The 22859-nt window shown below is 38.0% G+C and carries 24 protein-coding genes and 1 tRNA gene; 10 read left to right on the forward strand and 15 right to left on the reverse strand.

Annotated elements, in window-relative coordinates; genetic code table 11:
* Nucleotides 1–141: 141 nt before the first annotated feature.
* From gyrA to QMD82_05885, 6 genes are all read right to left on the reverse strand, one after another.
* Nucleotides 142–2610, reverse strand: a complete 2469-nt coding sequence (gene gyrA / locus QMD82_05860) for a DNA gyrase subunit A (protein ID MDI6851443.1) — start codon at nt 2608–2610, stop codon at nt 142–144.
* A gap of 3 nt (nt 2611–2613) precedes the next feature.
* Nucleotides 2614–2976, reverse strand: coding sequence for a TraR/DksA C4-type zinc finger protein (locus QMD82_05865; protein MDI6851444.1), 363 nt, complete (start codon nt 2974–2976; stop codon nt 2614–2616).
* 192 nt (nt 2977–3168) lie between these two features.
* Nucleotides 3169–3504: a hypothetical protein gene (locus QMD82_05870; protein ID MDI6851445.1), complete on the reverse strand. Its 336-nt coding sequence runs from the start codon at nt 3502–3504 to the stop codon at nt 3169–3171.
* A gap of 283 nt (nt 3505–3787) precedes the next feature.
* Nucleotides 3788–4705 carry a hypothetical protein gene (locus QMD82_05875; protein ID MDI6851446.1) on the reverse strand — a complete coding sequence of 306 codons (918 nt, stop codon included), beginning with the start codon at nt 4703–4705 and terminating at the stop codon, nt 3788–3790.
* A gap of 142 nt (nt 4706–4847) precedes the next feature.
* Nucleotides 4848–5147 (reverse strand): hypothetical protein, encoded by a 300-nt coding sequence (locus tag QMD82_05880; GenBank protein MDI6851447.1) that lies wholly within the window; start codon nt 5145–5147, stop codon nt 4848–4850.
* A gap of 690 nt (nt 5148–5837) precedes the next feature.
* Nucleotides 5838–6809: a hypothetical protein gene (locus QMD82_05885; protein ID MDI6851448.1), complete on the reverse strand. Its 972-nt coding sequence runs from the start codon at nt 6807–6809 to the stop codon at nt 5838–5840.
* A 695-nt stretch (nt 6810–7504) separates the two neighbouring features.
* Here QMD82_05885 and rfbA point away from each other — a divergent pair.
* From rfbA to pyrE, 10 genes are all read left to right on the forward strand, one after another.
* On the forward strand, nt 7505–8383 hold the full coding sequence (rfbA, locus tag QMD82_05890) for a glucose-1-phosphate thymidylyltransferase RfbA (GenBank protein ID MDI6851449.1): 879 nt from the start codon (nt 7505–7507) through the stop codon (nt 8381–8383).
* Nucleotides 8384–8454: 71 nt separating this feature from the next.
* Nucleotides 8455–8673, forward strand: a complete 219-nt coding sequence (gene rpmE / locus QMD82_05895; protein ID MDI6851450.1) for a 50S ribosomal protein L31 — start codon at nt 8455–8457, stop codon at nt 8671–8673.
* Entirely contained in the window at nt 8670–9116 is a 447-nt protein-coding gene (locus QMD82_05900; protein MDI6851451.1) for an SPOR domain-containing protein, read from the forward strand. Before rpmE ends, QMD82_05900 begins: the two co-directional genes overlap by 4 nt.
* Nucleotides 9103–9708: an RdgB/HAM1 family non-canonical purine NTP pyrophosphatase gene (gene rdgB, locus QMD82_05905; GenBank protein MDI6851452.1), complete on the forward strand. Its 606-nt coding sequence runs from the start codon at nt 9103–9105 to the stop codon at nt 9706–9708. The genes QMD82_05900 and rdgB overlap by 14 nt, the downstream gene beginning before the upstream one ends.
* The gene (locus tag QMD82_05910) at nt 9689–10204 is read left to right on the forward strand and encodes an HAD family hydrolase (GenBank protein ID MDI6851453.1); all 516 of its coding nucleotides are present in this window, start codon (nt 9689–9691) and stop codon (nt 10202–10204) included. Before rdgB ends, QMD82_05910 begins: the two co-directional genes overlap by 20 nt.
* A complete protein-coding gene (locus QMD82_05915) occupies nt 10197–11477 on the forward strand; it encodes a transcription antitermination factor NusB (GenBank protein MDI6851454.1) in 1281 nt (426 codons plus the stop codon). The genes QMD82_05910 and QMD82_05915 overlap by 8 nt, the downstream gene beginning before the upstream one ends.
* Nucleotides 11474–12286, forward strand: coding sequence for a M55 family metallopeptidase (locus QMD82_05920; GenBank protein MDI6851455.1), 813 nt, complete (start codon nt 11474–11476; stop codon nt 12284–12286). The genes QMD82_05915 and QMD82_05920 overlap by 4 nt, the downstream gene beginning before the upstream one ends.
* A complete protein-coding gene (recG, locus tag QMD82_05925) occupies nt 12265–14349 on the forward strand; it encodes an ATP-dependent DNA helicase RecG (GenBank protein MDI6851456.1) in 2085 nt (694 codons plus the stop codon). The genes QMD82_05920 and recG overlap by 22 nt, the downstream gene beginning before the upstream one ends.
* Nucleotides 14339–15301: a DUF4837 family protein gene (locus QMD82_05930; GenBank protein ID MDI6851457.1), complete on the forward strand. Its 963-nt coding sequence runs from the start codon at nt 14339–14341 to the stop codon at nt 15299–15301. The genes recG and QMD82_05930 overlap by 11 nt, the downstream gene beginning before the upstream one ends.
* Entirely contained in the window at nt 15291–15860 is a 570-nt protein-coding gene (gene pyrE / locus QMD82_05935; GenBank protein ID MDI6851458.1) for an orotate phosphoribosyltransferase, read from the forward strand. The genes QMD82_05930 and pyrE overlap by 11 nt, the downstream gene beginning before the upstream one ends.
* Here the strand turns inward: pyrE and QMD82_05940 are convergent.
* From QMD82_05940 to QMD82_05980, 9 genes are all read right to left on the reverse strand, one after another.
* A complete protein-coding gene (locus QMD82_05940; protein ID MDI6851459.1) occupies nt 15847–16806 on the reverse strand; it encodes an acetyl-CoA carboxylase carboxyltransferase subunit alpha in 960 nt (319 codons plus the stop codon). The two genes, pyrE and QMD82_05940, sit on opposite strands and share 14 nt — an antisense overlap.
* Nucleotides 16799–17617 (reverse strand): hypothetical protein, encoded by an 819-nt coding sequence (locus QMD82_05945; GenBank protein ID MDI6851460.1) that lies wholly within the window; start codon nt 17615–17617, stop codon nt 16799–16801. Before QMD82_05945 ends, QMD82_05940 begins: the two co-directional genes overlap by 8 nt.
* A 3-nt stretch (nt 17618–17620) precedes the next feature.
* Complete coding sequence (locus QMD82_05950) at nt 17621–18436, reverse strand: ParB/RepB/Spo0J family partition protein (protein ID MDI6851461.1); 816 nt, start codon at nt 18434–18436, stop codon at nt 17621–17623.
* Entirely contained in the window at nt 18417–19184 is a 768-nt protein-coding gene (locus QMD82_05955; protein MDI6851462.1) for an AAA family ATPase, read from the reverse strand. The genes QMD82_05950 and QMD82_05955 overlap by 20 nt, the downstream gene beginning before the upstream one ends.
* Nucleotides 19185–19216: 32 nt before the next feature.
* Nucleotides 19217–19849 (reverse strand): class I SAM-dependent methyltransferase, encoded by a 633-nt coding sequence (locus QMD82_05960; GenBank protein ID MDI6851463.1) that lies wholly within the window; start codon nt 19847–19849, stop codon nt 19217–19219.
* Nucleotides 19846–20838: an NFACT RNA binding domain-containing protein gene (locus QMD82_05965; protein ID MDI6851464.1), complete on the reverse strand. Its 993-nt coding sequence runs from the start codon at nt 20836–20838 to the stop codon at nt 19846–19848. The genes QMD82_05960 and QMD82_05965 overlap by 4 nt, the downstream gene beginning before the upstream one ends.
* A 206-nt stretch (nt 20839–21044) precedes the next feature.
* A complete protein-coding gene (locus QMD82_05970; protein ID MDI6851465.1) occupies nt 21045–22007 on the reverse strand; it encodes a hypothetical protein in 963 nt (320 codons plus the stop codon).
* Nucleotides 22008–22039: 32 nt separating this feature from the next.
* Nucleotides 22040–22113: transfer RNA gene (locus QMD82_05975), tRNA-Ile, on the reverse strand.
* Nucleotides 22114–22121: 8 nt separating this feature from the next.
* On the reverse strand, nt 22122–22760 hold the full coding sequence (locus tag QMD82_05980; protein ID MDI6851466.1) for a hypothetical protein: 639 nt from the start codon (nt 22758–22760) through the stop codon (nt 22122–22124).
* Nucleotides 22761–22859: the final 99 nt, after the last annotated feature.

The following is a 22859-nucleotide window of genomic DNA, read 5'->3' on the forward strand; positions in this document are numbered from 1 at the left end:
AGTAAGAGATAAGGAGAATTTCAGAAGCAACATAAACATAACCCCTTTCATTTTTTTCGGCGAACAAATGGTACCCAGGAATTAATAAGGATGGGAGAATACCAGCATCCTTAGCAATTAATGCAGTTAGAATAAATTTCGTTAAAATATCTCTTCCTCCTCGAATTCTTTCTCGTGTGGAATTATTTCCACATCAACTACTATATCGTCTTCATTGGTATCCATTAATTTTGTTCCCATAGATGCACGTTTTTGCAGATTTATCTCAGAAGACTTTAATCTGATAACCTTCCCACTCTGCGTTAAAAGAATGATATGATCATTTTCGTTCACCATTCCGAGTTTTCTCAATTTACCTGTCTTATGCATTCCAGCAAGAATCTTGACTCCACCCGCACCCCTATGGTGAATTGGGATCTCCTGTGGATCAAAACGCTTTCCATAGCCATTTTCAGTGATTGTTAAGATCTCCCTTCCAGGAGTCACCTTAACCATTGAAACAGCGGTTTCCCCTTTAGCCAGTTTAATTCCTTTGACACCTGATGCTAACTCGCTGTGAACAGGGACTTCCCTTTCACTGAATCTTGTAGCCCTACCTGAATCCTTAGCAATAACAATTTCGTCATCTCCGCTCGTGATTACCACATCTACCACACGATCATTTTCTTTTAGGTTGATTGCCCGCTTTCCAGGTTTGCCTATTTTTGCAAAGAGACTTAATGGCGTTCTCTTTACTAATCCACGGGAAGTAGCAAATAGAAGATATTTTTCCTTATTGAATTCATCCCTTTTAAGAGAAAGGGCTGCTATTACCCTCTCCTCATCCTTTAGATTAATAAGCCTCCTAAGAGAAATACCTTTGTCTTGAAGTCCGCCCTCTTGAATTTCATAAGTCTTGATCTGATAGCATCTTCCCAGATTCGTAAATAGTAAAAGGTAGTTGTGATTTGAACTTAAAATGATTGAAACAGGATAATCATCGGAATAAGTCTTTATTCCCCTCTTTCCTCTACCGCCTCTCCTCTGCGCCCTAAAGGAAACAACAGGGGTTCTCTTTATGTAGTTTTTGTGGGTAATAGTAACAATGACAGGCTCATCGGGTATCAATTTTTCCACTTCAAAGGGTTTTAATTCACCCTCTGCAATCTCCGTCCTCCTATCATCTCCATATTTCTCTTTAAGTACCAGGAATTGTTTCTTAATTTCCTCCATCAAAAGCTGTCTATTCCCGAGTATCTCCCTAAAACGCGCTATTTCTTTTATACACTCCTCATACTCTTTTTCCACTTTGTTTCTATCCAATTTTGTTAAATTACCAAGTTTCATATCGAGGATAGCCTGAGCCTGTACTTCTGTCAGCTCAAATTTTTCAATTAAACGCTCTTTTGCCGCTTTTTGATCCTCTGAAGAACGAATGAGTTCTATAATTTCGTCAAGATGTTCTAGGGCTTTCTTAAATCCCTCAAGAATATGAGCCCTTTCTTCTCTTTTTCTTAAACGGTAGCTAATTACTCTCCGTGTTACATTCTCCTGGTGTTTCAAGTATTCAACCAAGAGGTCTTTTATGTTTAAAATCTTAGGAACATTGTCTACGAGAGCGAGAAAATTAAGTCCATAACTTTCCTGAAGCTGAGTATGCTTAAATAGTTTGTTGACAACGACATCTGGGTCAGCGCCACGCTTTAATTCAATTACTAATCTCAATCCCTCCTTATCAGATTCATCCCTGACTTCAGAAATCTCCGTTATAACTACATTTTTGACGAGGGTTGCTATCTTCGCTATCACGTTAGCTTTGCTTACTCTGTATGGAATTTCGGTGAATACTATGTTTATCCTGCCCCCCTGCTTCTCTTCAACATGATATTTACCTCTTACCATTATCGTGCCAGAGCCCGTAAGGTAAGCATCTCTTATTCCTTTTGTTCCTACAATTATTCCACCAGTTGGGAAATCAGGGCCCCTCAAATAGTGCATTATATCTTCTGCAGAAATGTCAGGATTCTCAATTAAGGCAACCAGCGCATCTATCACTTCCGAGAGATTATGGGGAGGTATTTCTGTAGCCATACCAACGGCAATACCATAGCTCCCGTTACATAAGAGGTTAGGAAACTTGGCAGGCAGTACAACGGGTTCTTGAAGTCTGCCATCAAAATTAGGGACGAAGTCTACTGCTTCTTCGTCAAGCCCTTCAAGGAGCTCAAGGGCTATTGGAGATAGCCTTGCTTCGGTGTAACGGTAGGCCGCCGGTGGATCGCCATCAATAGAGCCAAAGTTTCCTTGCCCCTGGATAAGGGGATATCGCATTGTAAAGTCCTGAGCAAGCCGAACGAGAGCCTCATAAACTGACTGGTCACCGTGGGGATGGTATTTACCGATTACTTCACCAACAACTGTAGCGGACTTTCTGAATGGACGATTGGGCAGTAAACCCAATTCCCTCATTGAGTAAAGAATACGTCGTTGCACAGGCTTAAGGCCATCTCTTACATCTGGTAAAGCCCTCCCAATGATCACGCTCATCGCGTAATCAATATAGGAGGACCTGATCTCGTCTTCTATTAATGTGAGAATTTCTCTGGAATTTCCGTTCTCCTCAAACATCATTTATTACCTGCCCCGTCCAATATTTTTCGAACAGGTGGAGCAGTATTTTGTCCAAGGTATTAATTCAAGCCTCTCCTCCTCTATCGCACCGCCACACCTTTCGCAGATACCGTACTTACCCATTGCAATTCTTTCTAAAGCCTCTTCAATTTCGTTAAGTTTCTGAAACTCGTTCTCATAAATCTTTTTTCTCAGATCATCCGACATAGTTAAATTGGCTAAGTCTTCAGGATCCTTTGGTTCCGACCACTCATCTTGGGTTTTGGCAATTAGTTCCTTCTCCGTTGATAGAATTTCCAAAATCTTCGCCTTTTCTTGAAGCAGGATTTTTTTAAACTTCTGAATATCCACGATAAACCTCCTCAAAGTATTGCTAAATTTTAATTCAAATCACCGGAACTTTCAATTTTTAGAGCAAACTCATCATTGGGCATGCAACTGATTATTACAACTAATTTTATTTAACGCAGCAAAGATTAAAAGTTGCGTAAGCTTATCAATATAAGAATACGTGCAACCTGTGGTAAACGATATTTAATATAACTGCAGAGCTTCCCCTTATCCCAATTTACGTTGTATTATTTCCCCGCACTTGATAGTCCAGAGTAAAAGAAGAAACCACAGTTCGACAGCCAAATAAACCCTGATTTCTTCCCATTTTGTCCAGTTTTTCCCATTTTTTTCTAAATTTATAAAACGAACTTCTCGCATGCCAGCTGCTATAGCGGTATATAAAAATATCAAATTAATCATAGATATGGAAAAGTTAATTTTGAAAAATTGATAAAGAATAGACAAATTCAAAAACATTAAAATTATCAGGAGTAAGCCTAACCGCGCCCTTTTAAGGGTGACTCCTGCTGAATAGAAGAACATTATGTTGGTAAACTCCATCAGAATATCCCCCAAAGAACAATGTTTGGAAGAAACCAGAGAGCACGTATTCCGGAAGCAAACGAAAAGATTGTGTACAGCACCACCACTAAGAATCGAATTGCAAACTCTTTTAAATATTTCTTATCCATGGTTTGATTATATCACCCCATATTAGTAAAATCAAAAAGAGCAATTAGAAGTTCCACCACTCCCATATATAGGTAGCATCAGCTGGTGAAGAGTATTGCATTGCTTTCAAATATGAGTAAAAATCAGTCCAAATATCAGGCCAATTTATATCTTAAGGATTGCGAGGAGGAAGATTATTAAGAAAATCCATAATAGCCTGATTTAATACACTATATGAAATCCCTGCAATAAGGCCCCATCCACCTGGTATCTCAGTAGATATTGCTGTAGCGCATAATGCGCTCAGAGCCACATATGCATAATTTGTTTGTGTTGCTTTTTCCTCTCCCAGAACTTCTCTGCAAAACTCATCCAGTAATTCAAGAGGCGGCGTCTTTGTAGGGTCAACATAGAAAAAGTTATTTTCACCTACAAAATTGGACATCTCTTCATAAACAACCGGCACTTCTTCGCTCTCTGTGTTAATGTCACCTTCAAAGATTTGCTTTAAACCTCTTGTTGTGTCACGGAATATCCATATACCGTGTATAAGCGTTAGCGAATCATCCATTGCTCTTACCTTTGCATTGATTATTTCACGACTCCCTTCTTTCGTCATTGCAGCTTCCTCAGTAAGCCGCCCCAAACTATCTTGATATACCTTACAAGCTAAAATAGAAATAATATCTTTACCAACGGTAAAAGCTAATATTCCAAAAGTGGTGTCTTTGCCAACCGCAACTCCGTAGTGTAATCCGAAAGTATCAAGGATGGTCGTACCCATTGTATCTATTGTATATTCACTCTCTGCCTCTATCGCTCGTATAGACCCTAAACCTTTTCTTAGTTTATATTCCTTTTTCCACATTTTCGTAGTATGTGGAAGAGTATCAGGGTTGATTCGTTGTTTAACTTCCTCATTTATTTTTCTTTTGAAGGGTAGGATTCCACCTATTATCTCCTCATATCTTTTGATCCCTTCGTATTTGTCCCACGAGCCATTATTATTTACAGACTCCGCATTCACTCCAGTGCTGCCTATTACTGTCAGTATTATGAGTATTATGGTTACTAAGCCCCACCTCTTCATACAACTCCTCACTTTTTAAATTTAGAAGGTTAACGTAATATAAAGTTGGTGGGGGAAAACAGTCAAGTAAATTGTTCGGGTTATTTTTGATAAACCTCTACAAATAAAGCACTACGATTAGTAACAAAAAATTTACAAAGGCTTAAATTTTACTTTTCAGTTTTTCAATAAGAATTGCATTTAACGGTATGTCTCCCAGGTACTTTATAACATGCCTGAGCTCCTTCCTTTCTTTTTCCGTAGTGATACCAGAATAGAGTGCTTTTAAAAGAATATCAGTCCTCATGAAATGAATCCTGTCCGTTTCTCCAAAAAAGCGTTTCAAGTTCAAACACCAGCCGAATTTAAATCCATGTTCCTTACAAATTTCATAAGATTCTCTTAATTTACCACCCACAGACAGCCAAATAATCCGTGAAAGTAGCCTCTCATCTTCACTCATTTTTCCCAGACTTCCTCAGCATGTTTTTTATCACCAAAATACATAAATCCCAGATACAAATACACCATCTCAACCCCGTGGAAATCATACACAGGGCTCAGCCTGTTCACCAGCTGTACGAGCAGGTCATGCCTTTTAAGCCTTATATAGAGGGAAACGAGAGGGCTTACGACCAGTCCTACTTAACTTTTCGCTAAAAGCCGTATAACCTGCTATATCCTGAAGTAACGACCATTCTGAAAACTTATAGGTATTCACTATGTACTATAGCGAAGATTTCTCCTAACCGGTGATTTTACTATAGCCTTCAGAAATACAATGCCAGATAAAGGTACAAAGAAAATCTCCAACCTCCTCATTTTCTTTCCTGTAAAAACCTTAACTATATCGCCTGGATACTCCCTTCACCATTAGCCTTGCGTCCAGGAGCATACTTTGCTCGCTTACCATATTATAACTAAAATTCCACGACTCGTCTAATAGCTGAATTACCTTAAAATTCCAGCAGAATCCGCCATCACTGCTTGGAAAAACTATATGAAGCGGTAATTCACACTGTTTACAGGAAGGAGCAATGTTATATTCACAACGAAAGCAGATTTTATAAAGTCAACATTCTATCTGTAAAATGAAGTTTAAAAAAAGGCCCGCAAATGCGGGCCTCAGGAACTTAAGGATCTGCTAAATGTTCTATCTCACTCTGTCACAAGATTTACATGACTTGGTAGATTTTGCACTTGTCTCTTGCCGATGAGGAAATCTAAAAGCATACACTTTTGATCCGCCTGAAATATTGAACCGCATTACTTCAACACCAGAACCGGCACCACCATGGTCATCTGTACCCGCTTCGAAAGTGCCTTCTGCAGGATTGCTTCCAGAAATAGGATTTATCAGTTCACCGTTGTATCTTGCACTAACTGCATAATGTGTAACACCTGAACCAACACAATCAGAGTAGAAATCTACTTTTACAATATAAGTACCAGTCAGTATTGTAGCCGTGTCAGGGTAAATCACATGTTCGTTATTGACACTATCAATAGCACAACCTGCGTTAGAATCTAGGTCAAGATATCCCCCCTCATCACTCATGGTATGCCCGTAATATATTTCCTCACTGTCGGGCTGAATAACGTGAAGGTCAATATCATTTAAGAGATCCCACGAAAGTGATATTTCAAGTTTTCCTCTCTGCACCTGAGCTTCTTGGACTACAAGCGTCTTTCTTGCACTAACATTACCGGCTTCATCTTCAAGACTAAAGAGAATTATGAAGGTATCTCTTGGTATAGAATTGCTCAATGTAAGTGTTATACGAATTGAATCACCTGCAAAGTTTACCGAGAAGTATCCTGAAGCTTCATCAACACCAACAAGCAGGTATTTTATGTCACCCTGTGGATCATTACCACTTACAGAAATGATATTAGTACCTCCAGGGACTATATAGCTGTTGCCAGAAACACTAGTTATCACAGGCCTCTCAGAGTCTGAACCCCGGGGATCGGGCATTGAACCATCATGTTGAGTGGCATCTTGAATCGTAAAGAACGAAGTTATGCTCGGATATTCGTTCTCTTCTTCTTCCTGTTTTCTACACATACTGAACGCTAATAACAGCGCCATTGCTACCAACATTAGATAGCTTTTATATTTCATTGCACTACCTCCTCTTTTGTTTTTTCAAATATACACTAAAAAGTGGGGTTTGTCAAGAGCACTGCCCTTAAAAGCATAAGAAATTCTGCATCATGACTCACGAAATAACCGTGTAAAAAACTGAGATTATCAGACATTGCAAAACCAGGAAAGGATGTTCAAAAGACGCCCACAACAGCTTAACGTGGAATCACAACAGAATTTTTCTCGTAGTATGTGAATAGAAATGCAGAGAAAAGTTAATCCAACTAACTATGGCGTGCAAAATTTCTCATTGTACCTCCCGTTTTAAAACTGGAAGCTCTTTTTTATAAATTTTTGCACAGATTGAGCAATATCATTCTAATAATCAACTTGGAAGAAACAAATATAGACCAAACTTCAAAGAGGACAATATCTTTTTTTCACTTTTATTCCTCACTCTACCTTTATATCCTCGTGGCTATTCGTGAAGATCACACCGATTTATCTTATCACTTGTTAAACTCTAGAAAAACCTTTCCAGGACGTTTTCTATAAAGTACCTACATATTTGTTAAGGTTACACACGTTGTGAGCATCAGAAGAAAAATTGGCAATCATATTACTATGCTGTGGGGGGAAATAGTAAAATCCTTCGCGTATCGGTCATCTTAATTTAATGCAGCTTCTTTTTGAATCATTATTTTTCTGAAAACACGCGTTATAATATCTCTATGAAAGGTATAATACTTGCAGGTGGTTCTGGAACGCGTTTATATCCAATTACTCTGGCAGTAAGCAAACAATTACTGCCCGTTTATGACAAGCCAATGATCTATTATCCTCTTTCTACACTGATGCTCGCAGGAATAAGAGAAATCCTCATTATTACAAACCCCGAATATGTCAATCTGTACAAGAGGCTATTTGACGACGGATCACATTTAGGCCTCAGAATTTCTTACTCAATACAAGAGAAACCACGTGGAATTGCTGATGCATTTATAGTAGGAGAGGAATTCATAAAGGGAGATAAATGTGCTCTCATACTTGGCGACAATATATTTTATGGTCGAGGCTTTGGGCAAATCCTGAAAGAAGCTGCTACACTTGAAAAAGGTGCAGTGATTTTTGGCTATCCTGTGAAAGACCCAAGGAGTTATGGGGTCATCGAGCTTGATAGGGAAAATAGGCCTGTATCCATCGAAGAAAAGCCTAAAAAACCGAAATCTAACCTTGCAATTCCAGGTCTTTATTTCTACGATGAGAAGGTTGTAGAGTTTGCTAAGAATCTGAAGCCTTCATGGCGCGGGGAGTTAGAAATTACAGACATAAACAGGCAATATTTACTCTTAAATGAACTTAAAGTGTACGTTCTTGGTCGTGGCTTTGCATGGCTTGATATGGGAACATATGACGGGCTTATTGATGCCTCAAATTTTGTCAAGACCATTCAAGATAGACAAGGTTTCTATATTGCATGTATCGAAGAGGTCGCTTACAGAATGGGCTACATAAGCAGAGAACAACTTTTAAATTTAGCAAAAAAATTCAACACAGATTATGGCAAATATCTAAAGAGCATAGCAGAAGAGCCTCTATTTGAGGAATAAGTTCGCTAAAACATTGGATTTAACAAACTTTCTGCTGTATAATTCATTAATAACTATAATAGGAGGGAAAAATGAAAAAAAATATTCATCCAACATATTATAAAGACGCTGTAATAAGGTGTGCATGTGGAAACGAGATTATCACAGGTTCAACGGTAAAAGAGATTAAAGTGGAAATCTGTTCTAAATGCCATCCCTTTTATACAGGACAGGCAAGAAAGGCAGTGACCACAGACTTTACCGGCCAGATCGAGAAGTTCCAGAAAAAATACGGAGAAAAAAGGTCATGAAGAAGATCACCGGGCTTGCTTTTATTTTGTTTCTAACTTTTTCTTCTTGTGCTGTAAGGAAAACAGCTGAAGGTGAGAGAGTTATTACTATTGAACCTACCACAAAAGCTGATACCATTAAACCGGTTGTTGTCGACACTGCTATAAAGGTAACTCCCGGGCCAATTGTCACTCAGAAGCCCGTTAAGTTAGCACAGGGCTGGCGTGTTCAGATATTTGCTTTTGCTGACAGGTCCAAAGCCGAACTGGCTTATCAAGATGCAAAACTAAGACTCAACGTACCTGTTTACTTAGAATATATTCCAGGGATTGACAATGTGCCTTATAAAATAAGGGTAGGAAACTTCCTAACCCGTGAGGAAGCTGAAAGATTTAGAGATTTCCTTAGGGAGAATGGTTATCCTGATGCCTTTTTAGTAGAAACACAAATTGAGCTACCGTAAAATTTTCATTGCGACCAACAACCCTAATAAATTAGAAGAGTTTTCGGATTTTTTTAATAGACACGGCGTGAGCTTAAGTTTTGTTCCATCTCCCCTTGAGTTGAAAGACGTGGAAGATGGTCTTACCCTTGAAGAGAATGCCTTTAAAAAGGCAAGACATCTTTACGAGGCAGGATTTCACCCGGTTTTTTCTGACGATACAGGACTTTTCTTGCCTTTCTTAGACGGGATTCCCGGAATACGATCATCAAGATTTGCAGGAACATCAGCTACATACGAAGAAAACAGAAAAAAACTCATTGAAATTGTCAGACGCTTTCCCTTTGAAAAGCGATTTGCATATTTTAAGACAGTTATTTGCTATATAAATTCCTCTGGTGAAGTTCACTACTTTACTGGCCTCGTTGAAGGTTACATACTTACAGAAGAAAGAGGTGAAAACAAATTTGGGTATGACCCTATTTTTTTGTACCCAAAACTCGGAAGGACCTTTGGTGAATTAACTCTTGCTTTGAAAAACAAAATTTCTCACCGAGCCGTTGCACTTATGGGGTTTGTTGGTTTTTTGAAAAATGAAAGCCTTTCTTTTTGATCGTGATGGAACTTTAATAGTAAACAAGCATTATCTTTCTACTCCAATGGGGATAAGATTCTTGCCCTGTGCTTTTGATACTTTAAGGTTCCTGCTTTCAAAGGGGTACAGACTGTTTATTATAACCAATCAGTCTGGAACAAAAAGAGGCTATTATTCAAGAAATAGAATAGAAGAAATTCATCGTGAACTCTTAATGAGACTAAAAACCGAGAAAATTCATATTTCTGAAATTTTCTATTGTGATCACCATCCCAACGAGCACTGTAACTGCCGCAAGCCGGGGAGCTATTTCTTGAAAGTACTGCTAAGAAAATACGAAATGGAGCCTTCAAATTCTTATTTCGTTGGTGACCGTCGTGAAGATTTGGAATTAGGAAAAAAGTTAGGACTTAAAACAATCTTGATAAAAACTCCAATTAATCAAGAGTTTTCCTATCTTGCTGATTATGTAATTGACAACCTCTGTGATATTTTCAAAATCTTAAATGAATAACCCTCGACAAATAGCTGTTGAAATAGTAAAACGTTTTATTGAAAACAATGCCTGGGTCACACCGCTTATAAGGTCCTATTATAAGACTTTAAAAGACACCAGAGATTCCGAATTAATGACGGAGCTTGTTTACGGCACTGTGAAAAATTACATAAAATTGTGCAAGGTTGCAAACACTTATCTTGTCCAATCAAATTTAAATTCCTTTAATGCGGTTCAACAGGCTTTAATCCTTGTTTCTATCTATGAACTCCTATTTCTTTCGAAGATACCAGAATACGCTACAATTCATAGTTACGTTGAAATTACTAAAAAAATAACAAACACGAGGTTTTCAAAACTTCTCAATGCGCTTTTGAGAAATATCCAGCGGAATGCGAAAAAGATAGAGTTTGAGCCTCATGAGGAGTTTTCGATAAGCAAAGAACTTTACAACTACCTGAGTCGAAAACTCCATCCCGAATTTTTAAAAAAAGTACTGAATCACTCCCTTCAAACCCACAAAGTTTACATCCGCTGTGACAGTCTGATTAACAACGAGGCTATAAGTTCAATTTCTGCATCTAATTGTGGACTTGAAAATGTTCTATTTCCAGAAACTTTTTTAGTTAAAAATGTTACTGCCTTAGCACAATGTCAAGAGTGTGAAAATCCAATTTTTCAGGACCTTTCCACACAAATTGCCCAGCACCTAATCCCATATGTTCCACGTGGAACATACTTGGATTTAACTTCTGCTCCTTGCTTGAAATCATCGTATCTATCAAAACGATATCCAGACGTTTTTATAATCTCTAATGACATAAATTTAAAGAAGCTCAGAAGGGCGAAAGAAAATTTTACCCTGCAAAACCACTTTTTTGTTTGTTCTGATGCAGCAGTAAAAACTACATTTAAAAATACTTTTGATGTGGTGATTCTTGACCCTCCCTGCTCTGGACTTGGCACATTGAGAAGAAAACCAGAAATAAAAACAAGAATGGGTGTTAAGAAAATAGAAACTCTGAAAGAACTACAACGTAAACTGTTGAATACTGCTGCCCACTTGGTTAGCCGAAACGGCTATCTTTGCTATATGACTTGTACTGTCAATCCTGAAGAGAATGAAGAGCTGATAAAAGACTTTTTAAAACATCGAAAAGATTTTATAATTGAGACAATAAAAATGAAGGGAATTGAGTTTTGGGAAAAGAAATATGGTATTTACATTGATGGTTCTAAGTATGACTGCGATTTTTTCTTCTTTGTAACGTTAAGGAGAGTAGGACAATGAAACTATACATATCCATAGACATGGAAGGTATTTGGGGGCTCACATCCTGGAGAGAGCCGAAGGAAAGGGTTTCAGAACTTATGACACAGGAATTAAATCTTGTTCTTAGTTTTATCAAGAAATATGCGAAAAACGCAGAAGTAGTTATTGCCGACTCTCATGGTCAAGGAGACAATTTGCTGGTTTCTAAACTTCCTGAGGATGTGTCTCTAATAAGGGGATTTCCCCGTAATTATTATATGATGGAAGGTCTTGATGAATCCTTTGACGGTGTGCTCTTTATTGGATATCATGCTCCTGTAGGTGTTCTGCCTGGCCAGATGGACCACTCTTACTCTTCTTCTACCTTTTACGAAATCTCAATAAATGGTAAAAAAGTTGGAGAGGCGGAAATCAATGGTATGCTTGCAGGATATTACAGGGTACCCGTGATACTTATTTCCGGTGACGACGTTCTTGTGAATTTTTCCAAATCATTCTTTCCAGACACTCAATTTGTCATTACAAAAAAAGCAATTAGCAGGCACTCAGCCCAGATGGTGCCATACAAAAGCTTAGTTGAGCAATACAACAGGGCTATCAAATCTGCCCTTGAATCTATAAAAACAACTAAACATGCTGAGTTACGACCACCATTCACAATAGAGATTGAGGTAAATGACACCAGCGCAGCCTACCTCATCTCGCAGATACCAGGTGTAGTTCTTGTAAACGGGCGGAAGGTTTCTTTCTCATCGTCGAGTTTCCTTGAAATTTACAAATTTCTGATGGTTTCGGCATATCTCGGATGGGTAAACAGAAACCTGTAGAAATATCTCTGGATACTCCGGTTCAGTACGTTAAGGGCGTTGGACCTCAAAGGGCTCAACTTCTTAAAAAGCTTGATATTTTGACCGTTTACGACCTCCTTTATTTTGCACCAAGAAGATATGAAGACAGAACGCAGATTACCAAAATTAACCATCTTACACCCAATACCAATTGTACAGTCAGAGGCTATGTGGTATTAGTTGGCCCAAGAAGAATGATAGGCAAAGAAGGCGCATCAATCATAATTGAAGATGAAAGTGGCTGGGTGGAAGCCTTCTGGACAATTCCAGACATTGCAAAACGATTTAGTGTGGGAGACGAGGTTATCATAAGTGGAAGAGTCTCCCAGGACAAGTTTTCAGGAAAAATGGTTTTCATACACCCCGAATATGCAATTGTAGGCAAAAAGGGGATTGAAGAATTAATTGGGGGTTCGATAGTACCCATTTATCCTCAAACGGAAAATCTTGACACAAGGGTTCTCAGGCAAATTATTTACAATTTAATAAATGACGAAAGATTAGTTATAGAAGAAACTTTGCCACTTTTTATAAGGGAAAAATACGGCCTTTATTCAAGAAAAGAGGCTTTAAAAAAAATACACTTTCCTGAAAGCTTTGAAGAAGCATACCGTGCCAGAGATACTCTTGTTTTTGAAGAGGCCTTCTACTTCTTTTTAAAAATCAATTGGAAAAAAGAACAGGCCCTAAAAAATGCTGTTCCATTAAACCCAAAAGGAGAACTCACACAAAGGTTTCTAAATAGCCTTCCATTTCAACTCACGAATGCTCAAAAAAGGGTAATCAAAGAGATTGAGCACGACCTCAATTCAAAAAAACCAATGCACCGCCTCCTGCAAGGAGATGTTGGATCCGGTAAAACAATCGTTGCCCTCTATGCTATGCTAATTGCGGTACAAAATGGTTATCAAGCTACCCTTATGGCTCCCACAGAGCCCCTTGCTGAACAACACTTTATCGTGTTGAACGACTTTTTAAAGGACCTTAATATAAAAACCATTTTACTATCCAGAGGGGTTACAAAAAGAACAAGAGAGCATCTACTTAATCTTGTTTCATCGGGTGAAGCCCAAATCGTAATCGGTACCCATGCGGTGATCCAGGAAGATGTTAAATTCAAAAATCTCGCGGTCGCCATTGTTGATGAGCAACACCGATTTGGTGTACTTCAGAGGGGAAAACTTTTGGAAAAATCAGAAAATTTTACGCCGCATTTTCTCGTGATGACAGCCACTCCAATCCCCAGAACCCTTGCTCTTACCTTCTATGGAGACCTCAATATAAGCGTTCTTGATGAAAAACCCATTAATCGGGGCAAAATTGTTACTGCTGTAAGAACAGTTAAAAAAAGAAGTGATATTTATAAGTGGTTGTTTGATAAGATTAAAGAAGGAAACAAGGCTTACATTATATCCCCAATCATTGAAAAATCTGAATCCCTTGAAATTAAAGCCTGCGAAGAAATTTACAGAAGTCTTTTGTCCGTTGCTCCGGAACACGTTAAAATCGGGCTTCTCCATGGTCGCCTTCCAACGGATATAAAAAGGGAGGCAATGCTCAAATTCAGAACAGGAGAAATCAATTTACTCGTTGCAACGACTGTTATCGAAGTTGGAATCGATGTCCCAGATGCGACAATTATTATTATTGAAAATGCGGAACGTTTTGGTATAGCTCAACTGCATCAGCTCAGAGGACGTGTGGGGAGAAGTGAAAAGAAGTCCTACTGTATTTTAATAAGAAACGAAAAAGTCACAGAAGAAGCGGAAAAAAGGCTTAAAGCATTAGAAACATGCAATGATGGCTTCAAACTGGCCGAAATAGATTTAGAACTTCGGGGGCCCGGCGAATTCCTCGGCAAAAAGCAACATGGATTTGGTGGTTTCCGCATTCTACACCTCTCCAAAGACAGGGAGTATATTGAAAAATCTAAAATTGAGGCCTTACAATTATTAAAAAACAAATGGCGAATCATGCAAATACCTGAAATTAGGGTTCACTTAGAAAAGATTTTGGAGGGAGATGAACTTTATGTTGCGTAAAATTATTTTGTTGAGTTTCTTAATGGCATCAATTGCCTGTCAAAGGAGGTCATCTTACAGGCCAACGGGTGAAGAAAACGAAGTTATTTTCATCTGTGATGCTATTCCTGACAAAATTGCGCTACTTGATACTCTAATAAATGATACTTTTTATACTCCCCATGAATCCCCCTTATTCAGAATTAGCCCCATCAGCTATCAACAGTTTATTACCTACATTAACTATAAAAACATCGTAATATTTTCCTTTAAGGATTCTCCCAACGAAGAGTTTTACAAGAGGGTTTTCCCCTCCCTTCGAACAGGTGTTTTTTACCGCTCCGATGTATTCTCTCAGGGTGACATTGTTTTTGGAATATACGCCCCTACAAAAGATTCAGCTCTTAAACTTTTGAGGGAATATGCACCCACAATTAAAGAAAAGCTTTTAGAAAACTACTCAAAGTTTTTAGAAGAGAAAGAATATTTTCTCGGTGTTGATAAAAAACTTTCTAAAAAAATACTTAAATCCCATGGCTTTACCTTTAAACTCTCGCCTGGCTGGGTTTATAAGGTCCACGAAGCCAACTTTTTTACCCTTTATAAACACTACCCAGATAGATTTATATTTTGTTACACTTACGAAAAGGAAAAACCATATGATGCAAAGTACTTGATGAAATTGAGGGATTCCCTGACTACCCTATTCTACGATGGAGACTCCATTTTAAAATCAACCTTAAAGGTAGACACTATAGGAATAAAAAATATACCCGCTATAGTTCTTGTAGGTGCGTGGCAAAATAATAAAAATACCTTGGGAGGTGGATTTATTAACATCTCTTTTAACCGTAATGGTAAGTTTTACATGATGGACTACGGTATCTATTACCCACAAATCCAAGATAAAATTGAATACATTTTAAGGGGACTTATAATTTTCAAATCTATTAAGTTTTCCGATGAACATTGAAAAGATTCTGGAAGAGAACGGCGTTATCTTGAAGGGTCACTTTCTTTTATCCAGCGGCCTCCACTCGGATACATACTTTGAAAAATTCAGGTTACTTGAAAAGCCGGCATTGATTTCGAAAATCGTAGAAATTAAAATTCAGGAAATAAAAAAATTTGAGCCAACACTTTGCATAGGGCCACTTACAGGAGGTGCCCTTGTGGCCTTCGCCGTAGCGCGAATCCTAAAAATTAAAGCTTTTTATATGGAGAAGGAAAATGATTTACTGGTTTTGAAAAGAGATTTTAAAATAAGTGAGAAGGATAAAATTTTACTTTGTGATGATGTTCTCACCACAGGTGGGTCCTTTTCTAAAATGCTCAGATTTCTTGAAAACTACAGAAATCAAATAGTGGGTTTCTTTGTTTTGATTGATAGGTCTTCTAAAACCCCCAAAGAATTAACCCCCCTCATCTCTATTTACAAAACTGAAGCCATAACTTATCAACCTGCAGAATGCCCACTCTGTAAAGCAGGAATCCCTCTGGAAAAAAGAGGTTCAGGCATTACTCGCCCATAATAACTCCGAATTTCCTAAATTTTTCACGCCTTTCTTTCAAAACTTGTTCCCTATCAAAGCTCTCATACCTTTTTAAGTTTTCAATCAGAGATTTTTTCAGATTTTCCGCAGTCTGTTGAGGTTCCCAGTGAGCTCCGCCAAGGGGCTCAGGTATAATTTCATCAACTATACCGAACTCATATAGGTCTTGAGCTGTGAGTTTCAACGCCTCCGCAGCTTCCTTAGCCTTGGAAGCATCCCTCCAAAGAATAGATGCACATCCTTCCGGAGAAATTACAGAATAGATTGAGTGCTCCAGCGCAAGAACACGATTTCCAACAGCAATTGCGAGAGCGCCACCAGACCCACCTTCACCAATAATTACAACGATAATTGGAACACTTACCTGCAGCATCGTCCGGATACTTTCAGCAATTGCCTGTGCTTGCCCCCTCTCTTCCGCCCCCACACCCGGATAAGCTCCCGGAGTATCAACAAGCGTAACGATGGGCAAACCGAATTTATCAGCGAGTCTCATGACTCTCATCGCTTTCCTATAACCTTCGGGATGAGGCATACCAAAATTTCTGCGTATTTTTTCCTGAGTGGTTTTACCCTTTTCCTGACCGATAAGGATGACCTTAAAGGAATCAATTGTGGCAAACCCAGTTATTATTGATGGATCATCGCCGAAAGCCCTATCACCATGAATTTCCATAAAATCTGAAAAGATCATTTTTATGTAATCAGAGCTGTGAGGGCGGTCCGGATGTCTTGCAATCTGAACTTTTTGATACCTTGAAAGATTTGAATAAATTTTTTCTCTCAGCTTCGTGGCCTTCTCCTCCAGTTCTCTCACTTCACTCCATAGATTTAAATTATCCTTTGCGAGCTTTTTTAGCTCCGCAATTTCTTTTTCAATCTCATAAATAGGCCTTTCAAATTCAAGGTAAAACATCTCATTCAGCCCCCACGGTAAAATTATGAATTGGTGAAAAACCTGATTTTCTGAAAGTAAAATTGTAATAAACAAAGGCATTTTTCAAAAACTTGAACTTAAGACCGATGTTGAATAACCTCAATTCATCACCAAGATAAAGTGCTATTGAAGGGTTTAACAAATCTTTATAACTATACGCAGCCCCTAACCTGTGAACTACACCTTTCGCAATGAAATCGCCAATTCCATTTGAAATTTCTTTGGTGTACAAATAGTTCAAAACAATGTACTGGCGTGGACTAAAGCCAATAACAGCATTAAAAGTGCCGGGAAAGTTATAACCCTCCGAAGAGGAAAGGCCAAAATCTCTAAGAAAAATTTCGTAATATAGGCGCAAACCCCTAATAAGGTGCAGAATACCAATATTCATTGTGAACCCTTCAGCGTATTGGTTGTAATATTCAAACCTCTGATACTGCGGTAAGATGCCAAAATAAAGGTTTCTGTCGAAAGCGATGGAATATCCAAAACCAATCTTATAAGCAAAAGCAGAATAGCGCAGATTTGTCTCGTCATCGGGCACAAATCCACTGTATCTGAAATCCCCGAAATTATAAAACACAAAATTGAAACCTATGCCATTCCAAATCGAAGATAAATCAACAATTTTGCTATACTCATCCCACAACCCACCAGAAACTGCTACTAATTTTTTTATATTTCTAAATTGGGCTGGATTACCATTAAAAAATAAGCCTTCTTTATAGTTTCCTAAAGAAGGACTCACCTTAAAAAAAGAGTACCATGACAACAATGAAAACAAAATAAAAGAAACCATTAATCAGTTCTCCTGCTTAAGCCCGAGGGCGTGGGCAATCTTCAAAAACTCGTCTCTCGTCCTAAATTTGATTATAACCTGACCAGATCCGGAAGAACTTATTTTTAAAGTTACTTTTAAACCGGTATTTACAGAAGTAATTTTCACAGTTTTTTCCTCAATCTTCTTGTGCAAAGGTTTCTTTTCCTTCCGAATATATCTCTCCAGCTCTCTTACGCTCAAACCTTTTTCGACTGTTAAATCAGCAAGCTTAGTTTGTATCGCTTCATCAAGAGAAACCAATAGTTTTGCATGGCCTTCTGTTATCAAACCATTTTTAAGCAACTCTTTGACGTGATCAGAAAGTTTAAGCAATCTCAATTTGTTTGTAACGGTAGCCCGATCTATACCGAGAATTTGTGCCACCTTTTCGTGGGTATAGTTGAACTTACTGATCAATGTTTCAATGCCAGTAGCTTCTTCCAAAGGATTAAGATCCTCTCTGAGCAAATTTTCTACCAGAGCAATTTCTGCAGTTGAAGGTTCATCAACTTCAAGAACTCGAACAGGCACCTTATCAAGACCAGCCTTTTTTGCTGCCAAAAATCTTCTTTCACCAGCCAGAAGCTGATACCTTTCACCATCCTTTTTAACAAGGATCGGTTCGAGAACCCCGTGCTTTTTAATTGACTCAACCAATGGATCCAAGTTCTTTTCTACATCTTCTCTTGGCTGGTAAGGATTTTTGTAAATTTTGTCAATTTCCACCAGCCTGACATTTTCAACAAGCTCAGCATCCGGCAGTAATGCTCCAATTCCTTTACCTAAGGCCTTCCTCATATACTAACTCCTTGGCAAGCTCAATATAATTTAAAGCCCCTAAGGAATCGGGGGCATATTTACAAATAGAAAGGCCAAAGCTTGGCGCTTCAGCAAGCCTAATGCTCCTATAAATCACCGTGTTGAATACCTTCCTTCCAAAATGCCTTCTCACTTCCTCCTCAATCTGTTTTGAAAGGTTAAGCCTTTTGTCATACATAGTCAACAGCAGACCTTCTATTTTAAGCTCCGGATTGTACGAGTTCTTTACGAGCACTATAGTTTTAATTAATTGAGTGAGACCCTCCAGAGCATAATATTCACATTGGACAGGAACCACAACAGAGTGTGCAGCCACAAGGGACATAATCGTTAATGTACCAAGAGAAGGAGGAGTATCTATCAGGATATAATCAAAATCTTTAACAGGTCGTAAGACATTACGCAAGAGAAAATGCCAACCTTCAAGGTCACGAAACTCTACCTCACCACCCACAAGAGACTTATTGGAGGGCACAAGCCAAACATTGTCTTCTTCCGTCTTCTTAATAGCATCGTTTAAGCTGATTTTGTTAATCAATACATCATATATAGTCCTTTCGGCATCACCAAATCTTAGACCACTGGAGGTGTTTGCCTGAGGATCCATATCAACAATCAAAACCCTTTTTCCAAGCTGTCCCAAAGCGGCTCCAAGGTTCGTACAGGTTGTTGTTTTTCCAACACCACCCTTTTGATTTGATATGGCAATAATCTTTGGCTCAGGCATGTTTAAAATTATAACTTATCACCTCAAAAATATCAAAAGGATGTTCCACGTGGAACATTATCATTTCTTTCATTGATTTTGTTGAAAAAAACACACAAATAATTACGACGTTTAGAGTATGGTGAAAAAAATTGGTAAAACTTATCGGCATTCTGGCAGGGTTTAGACGAATAATGAACCAGAATCCCTTTTGGTTTTAAAAGTTGAGGCATTAAAAGTATTAATTCATCAAGACCACAGGACGCCTTGGATATACCAACATCAGCATCAGCGATAATATCATTCCAATCTTGAGAAAAAATTTCCACATCGTTAAAAACCAATTCCTTAGAAACAATAGACAAAAATGAAGCTTTTTTTAAATTACGTTCCACAAAAATTATTTTTACTTCAGGCCTTAGAATCTTTGTTACAATTCCTGCAAAACCAGCTCCAGCGCCCAGATCTATTAAACACTCAAAGGATGGTAAGAACCTGTGCAATATCGCCACATCATACATATTTTTTCTGATACTCAATTGGGGACTTTGTCTTGAAGTCATATGTACAGCCCTGTTGAATTGAATTAAAAGATCGTAATATCTTAAAAAGTTTTTCTTTTTTTCCTCATCAAGAGGAATTGAAACCTTGGTCAATTCACGGAAAAGATCATCTAAATCATTCATTTCTCAACGACCACGCTTTTATACTTTTTAAAAACAAAAGCCCCTGCAGGCATATTTTTGGAACGGAATACAAACTTTGCTGGTGCATACCTAACTTCCCATTTTCCACTTCCTGCATCTGAAAATTTTAAAGCAAGGGTAGCACAAAATCTGATATCATCCTCAGTCACCTCAGTTCCATCACTTACTAAAAGAACATGGGCACCTTTGTAACCAGAAACATGAAAAACAAGGTCATCTCTCTTAGCTAAATTGAAAGTGATTTTATGATTGGACTGGGCAGAACGACCTACAAGCACTTTTTTTCCTGAAGGCGACTTAAATTCTTTAATTCCCTTCAATTCAAAAGATTTAAACATCTTTTTCTCATCGGATTTTGTATAGGAAATAAGGCGTGCTCTCAGGTGACCTATGAGTTTGGACACCTTTGTACCCCTCTTAACCGGTACCTTTATACCGTCAAACAAAATAAAATCATCATCTACAATATCTTCAGGTGAAAAGTTTGACTCCAGATAGGAAATGATCTCATCCAGTTGGGTAGGTGAAAAATCAGACTTAAATTCTCGACCGTAAATCTCATTGAAATAAACATCTAAAGCATAGGTGTATGGAAAATATTCGATACAATAGGCATCCGAAACTGGTTTTTTAATTTCAAAAACTAAACCATCAGGTAATTTACAAACAAATCCACTCCTGATTTCAAATAGCTTCAGATCCTCGGTGATCCATTGTGGTGCCTTCGTTTGATTCTTTTCGGGTAACGTGTATATCACTCCCGGTCTTAAAGATCTCTTATCCTTAACTCTCCTTCCAATATAGATTACTTTGCCATCCTCGTTTATTACAAAAAGATTAGCCAATGAGCCTATGAGTTCAAAAATTATTGCAAATTCACGCTCCCTATTTTTCAACCATATCCCAAAAATGCGATCGTTATTTAAAATCTTAGCTGCTAAAACCTTAGCAGGAAAGAGATCTGTCAAAATTTCAGCTCCACTCGTGAGATTACATGGGATGTGAACCAGTCTATAACCAGGGAAAGAGGAGTAAAACTTAACACAGACTTCCGAATTCTTAAATTTAATAAAAAAACTTCTGTCGTTTTTTAAAAATTTCAAGGCAATATCGTGACGAAAATTGTTAAACTCAAACTCAAAAATTTTCAAATCCTGGAAGGTAAAGTGACGCATTACCTAACTAAGTCAAACTTAACCGAAATAGAACTGAAACTCCTATCACCAAAAGAATAGTCAAGAACAAAAAGTAAAAAATCCTTTCTAAATCTGAGTCCTAAAAGGGGACCCTTCACATCATTTTCAAAAAATTTGCTCTCAAAATTGCCTGTTCTTTGGATAGCCCACTTACACCCATATAGATACTCAAAGTAAAGGTATAAATTTAACAAAACCTCATATTGAGCAGAAAAGACAGCTGAGAGAGAATAAGAATCGCTTTCAGAATCGAAAATGGGCCCTAATGAGAGAAAAGTATTTTGAAAAGGTGAATAAATCACGTATAAACGTGCGTTGAATCTTGAAAAAACTTTGGTCGAGTCATAATTTAAAAGGTTTTGAATCGTAGAATACTTCTCATTGTAATAACGAAGAAAGTACGACGCAATAAACAAATATTGCCACTGAAAAGTGTTTTCTTTAAAATACGCCGCAGAAAAATCGCCGGAGAATTTTGTTGTTGAATTAAAAGTATCTGTGGGTGTAACAAGCACCTCTTTATACCATGGAAAAGCTACTCTAAAATAGATAATATCCGACCTTCCCAGACGCTTTGAGTAATACAAGGCCGGGATAACAAGATTCACTCCATTTTCACTAATTAAATCGGTGAAAGAGAAGTTTTTTATAGAACTACTAAAACCACTTAAAGAAAATCCCCAAAAACCGACGCTGTGGGTCAGCGTCCCGACATAAAAGGTAAAAGGATTTTCAACGGTAAAATCATATCTTTGCGGTAACCTGTTAAATGAAAATCCCCCATAAAATTTTTCATTACCAGCAAAAAATATTAAAGAAGTGTCAACAAGGTCAAGGGATCCACCTTTTGGGGCCCGGTTATAGGGTGAGAAAAAAGGCACACCAAAATCTAAGAAATAGGGATTGATAAAAATGGCATTTCTATTAAATAAGACGACCAAAAGAAAAAACAATGTATTCATAAAATAAAAAATGGGCCTGGGTGGAATCGAACCACCGACCTTACGCTTATCAGGCGTACGCTCTTACCAACTGAGCTACAGGCCCATTAAAAATTAATTTATGCCAAAGAACAAGACAAATCTCAATACCTGATTCTGTAAGGCAACATCAAATAAATTTGCACTTCCTAAGTCAGTGGTTGTGTTTCCTCTTTTCTGCTCTCCAGAAACTTTGTTAAAAGAAAGCCCAGACTCAAAATCAAGGGCTAAAGTCACAGTATTAGAAAGATTTACCTGTAATCCCACTCCAAAGGGAATTAAGAATCCAAGAACACTTTCTTTGTCGTAATCACCTTTTGTATAGACCCCAAAAGTCTGCTGGTAAGTAGTTTTCTCAGAGCTATAAGAAAAACCTATCCCGCCAAATCCATAAAAAGATAATTTCTGAAGGTCTACAACGGGAACTATACCTTTAACTGTAAAGGCCAATAATGTTTGACTAATATCAAAAGTATCAATGGGACCCAAACTATAATACCCATTGCTGGACAAACCAGAATAAGAAACTGTAATAGAAGGTTCTACTTTAAAATTTGTGCCCCATCTTATTGCAACAACCCGTGGAGTCAAAGCACTTAAAATACCATATGTTGTATCCGAACTCGGGATATAATTGCCAAAACCAATCCACGTTCCTGCACTTGCCTGTGACACAACAAACAATAATACAACAGTTGCAATCAGTTTTTTCATGACACCCTCCCAGTAAATAGAATAAGGGAAAAACAAGAAGGTTGGGTGGGGTAAACTCTTTAAAGGAGGTGATCCAGCCGCACGTTCCCGTACGGCTAC

The organism is bacterium (genome assembly GCA_030019025.1).
Taxonomy (GTDB): Bacteria; Hydrothermota; Hydrothermia; order UBA1063; family UBA1063; genus UBA1063.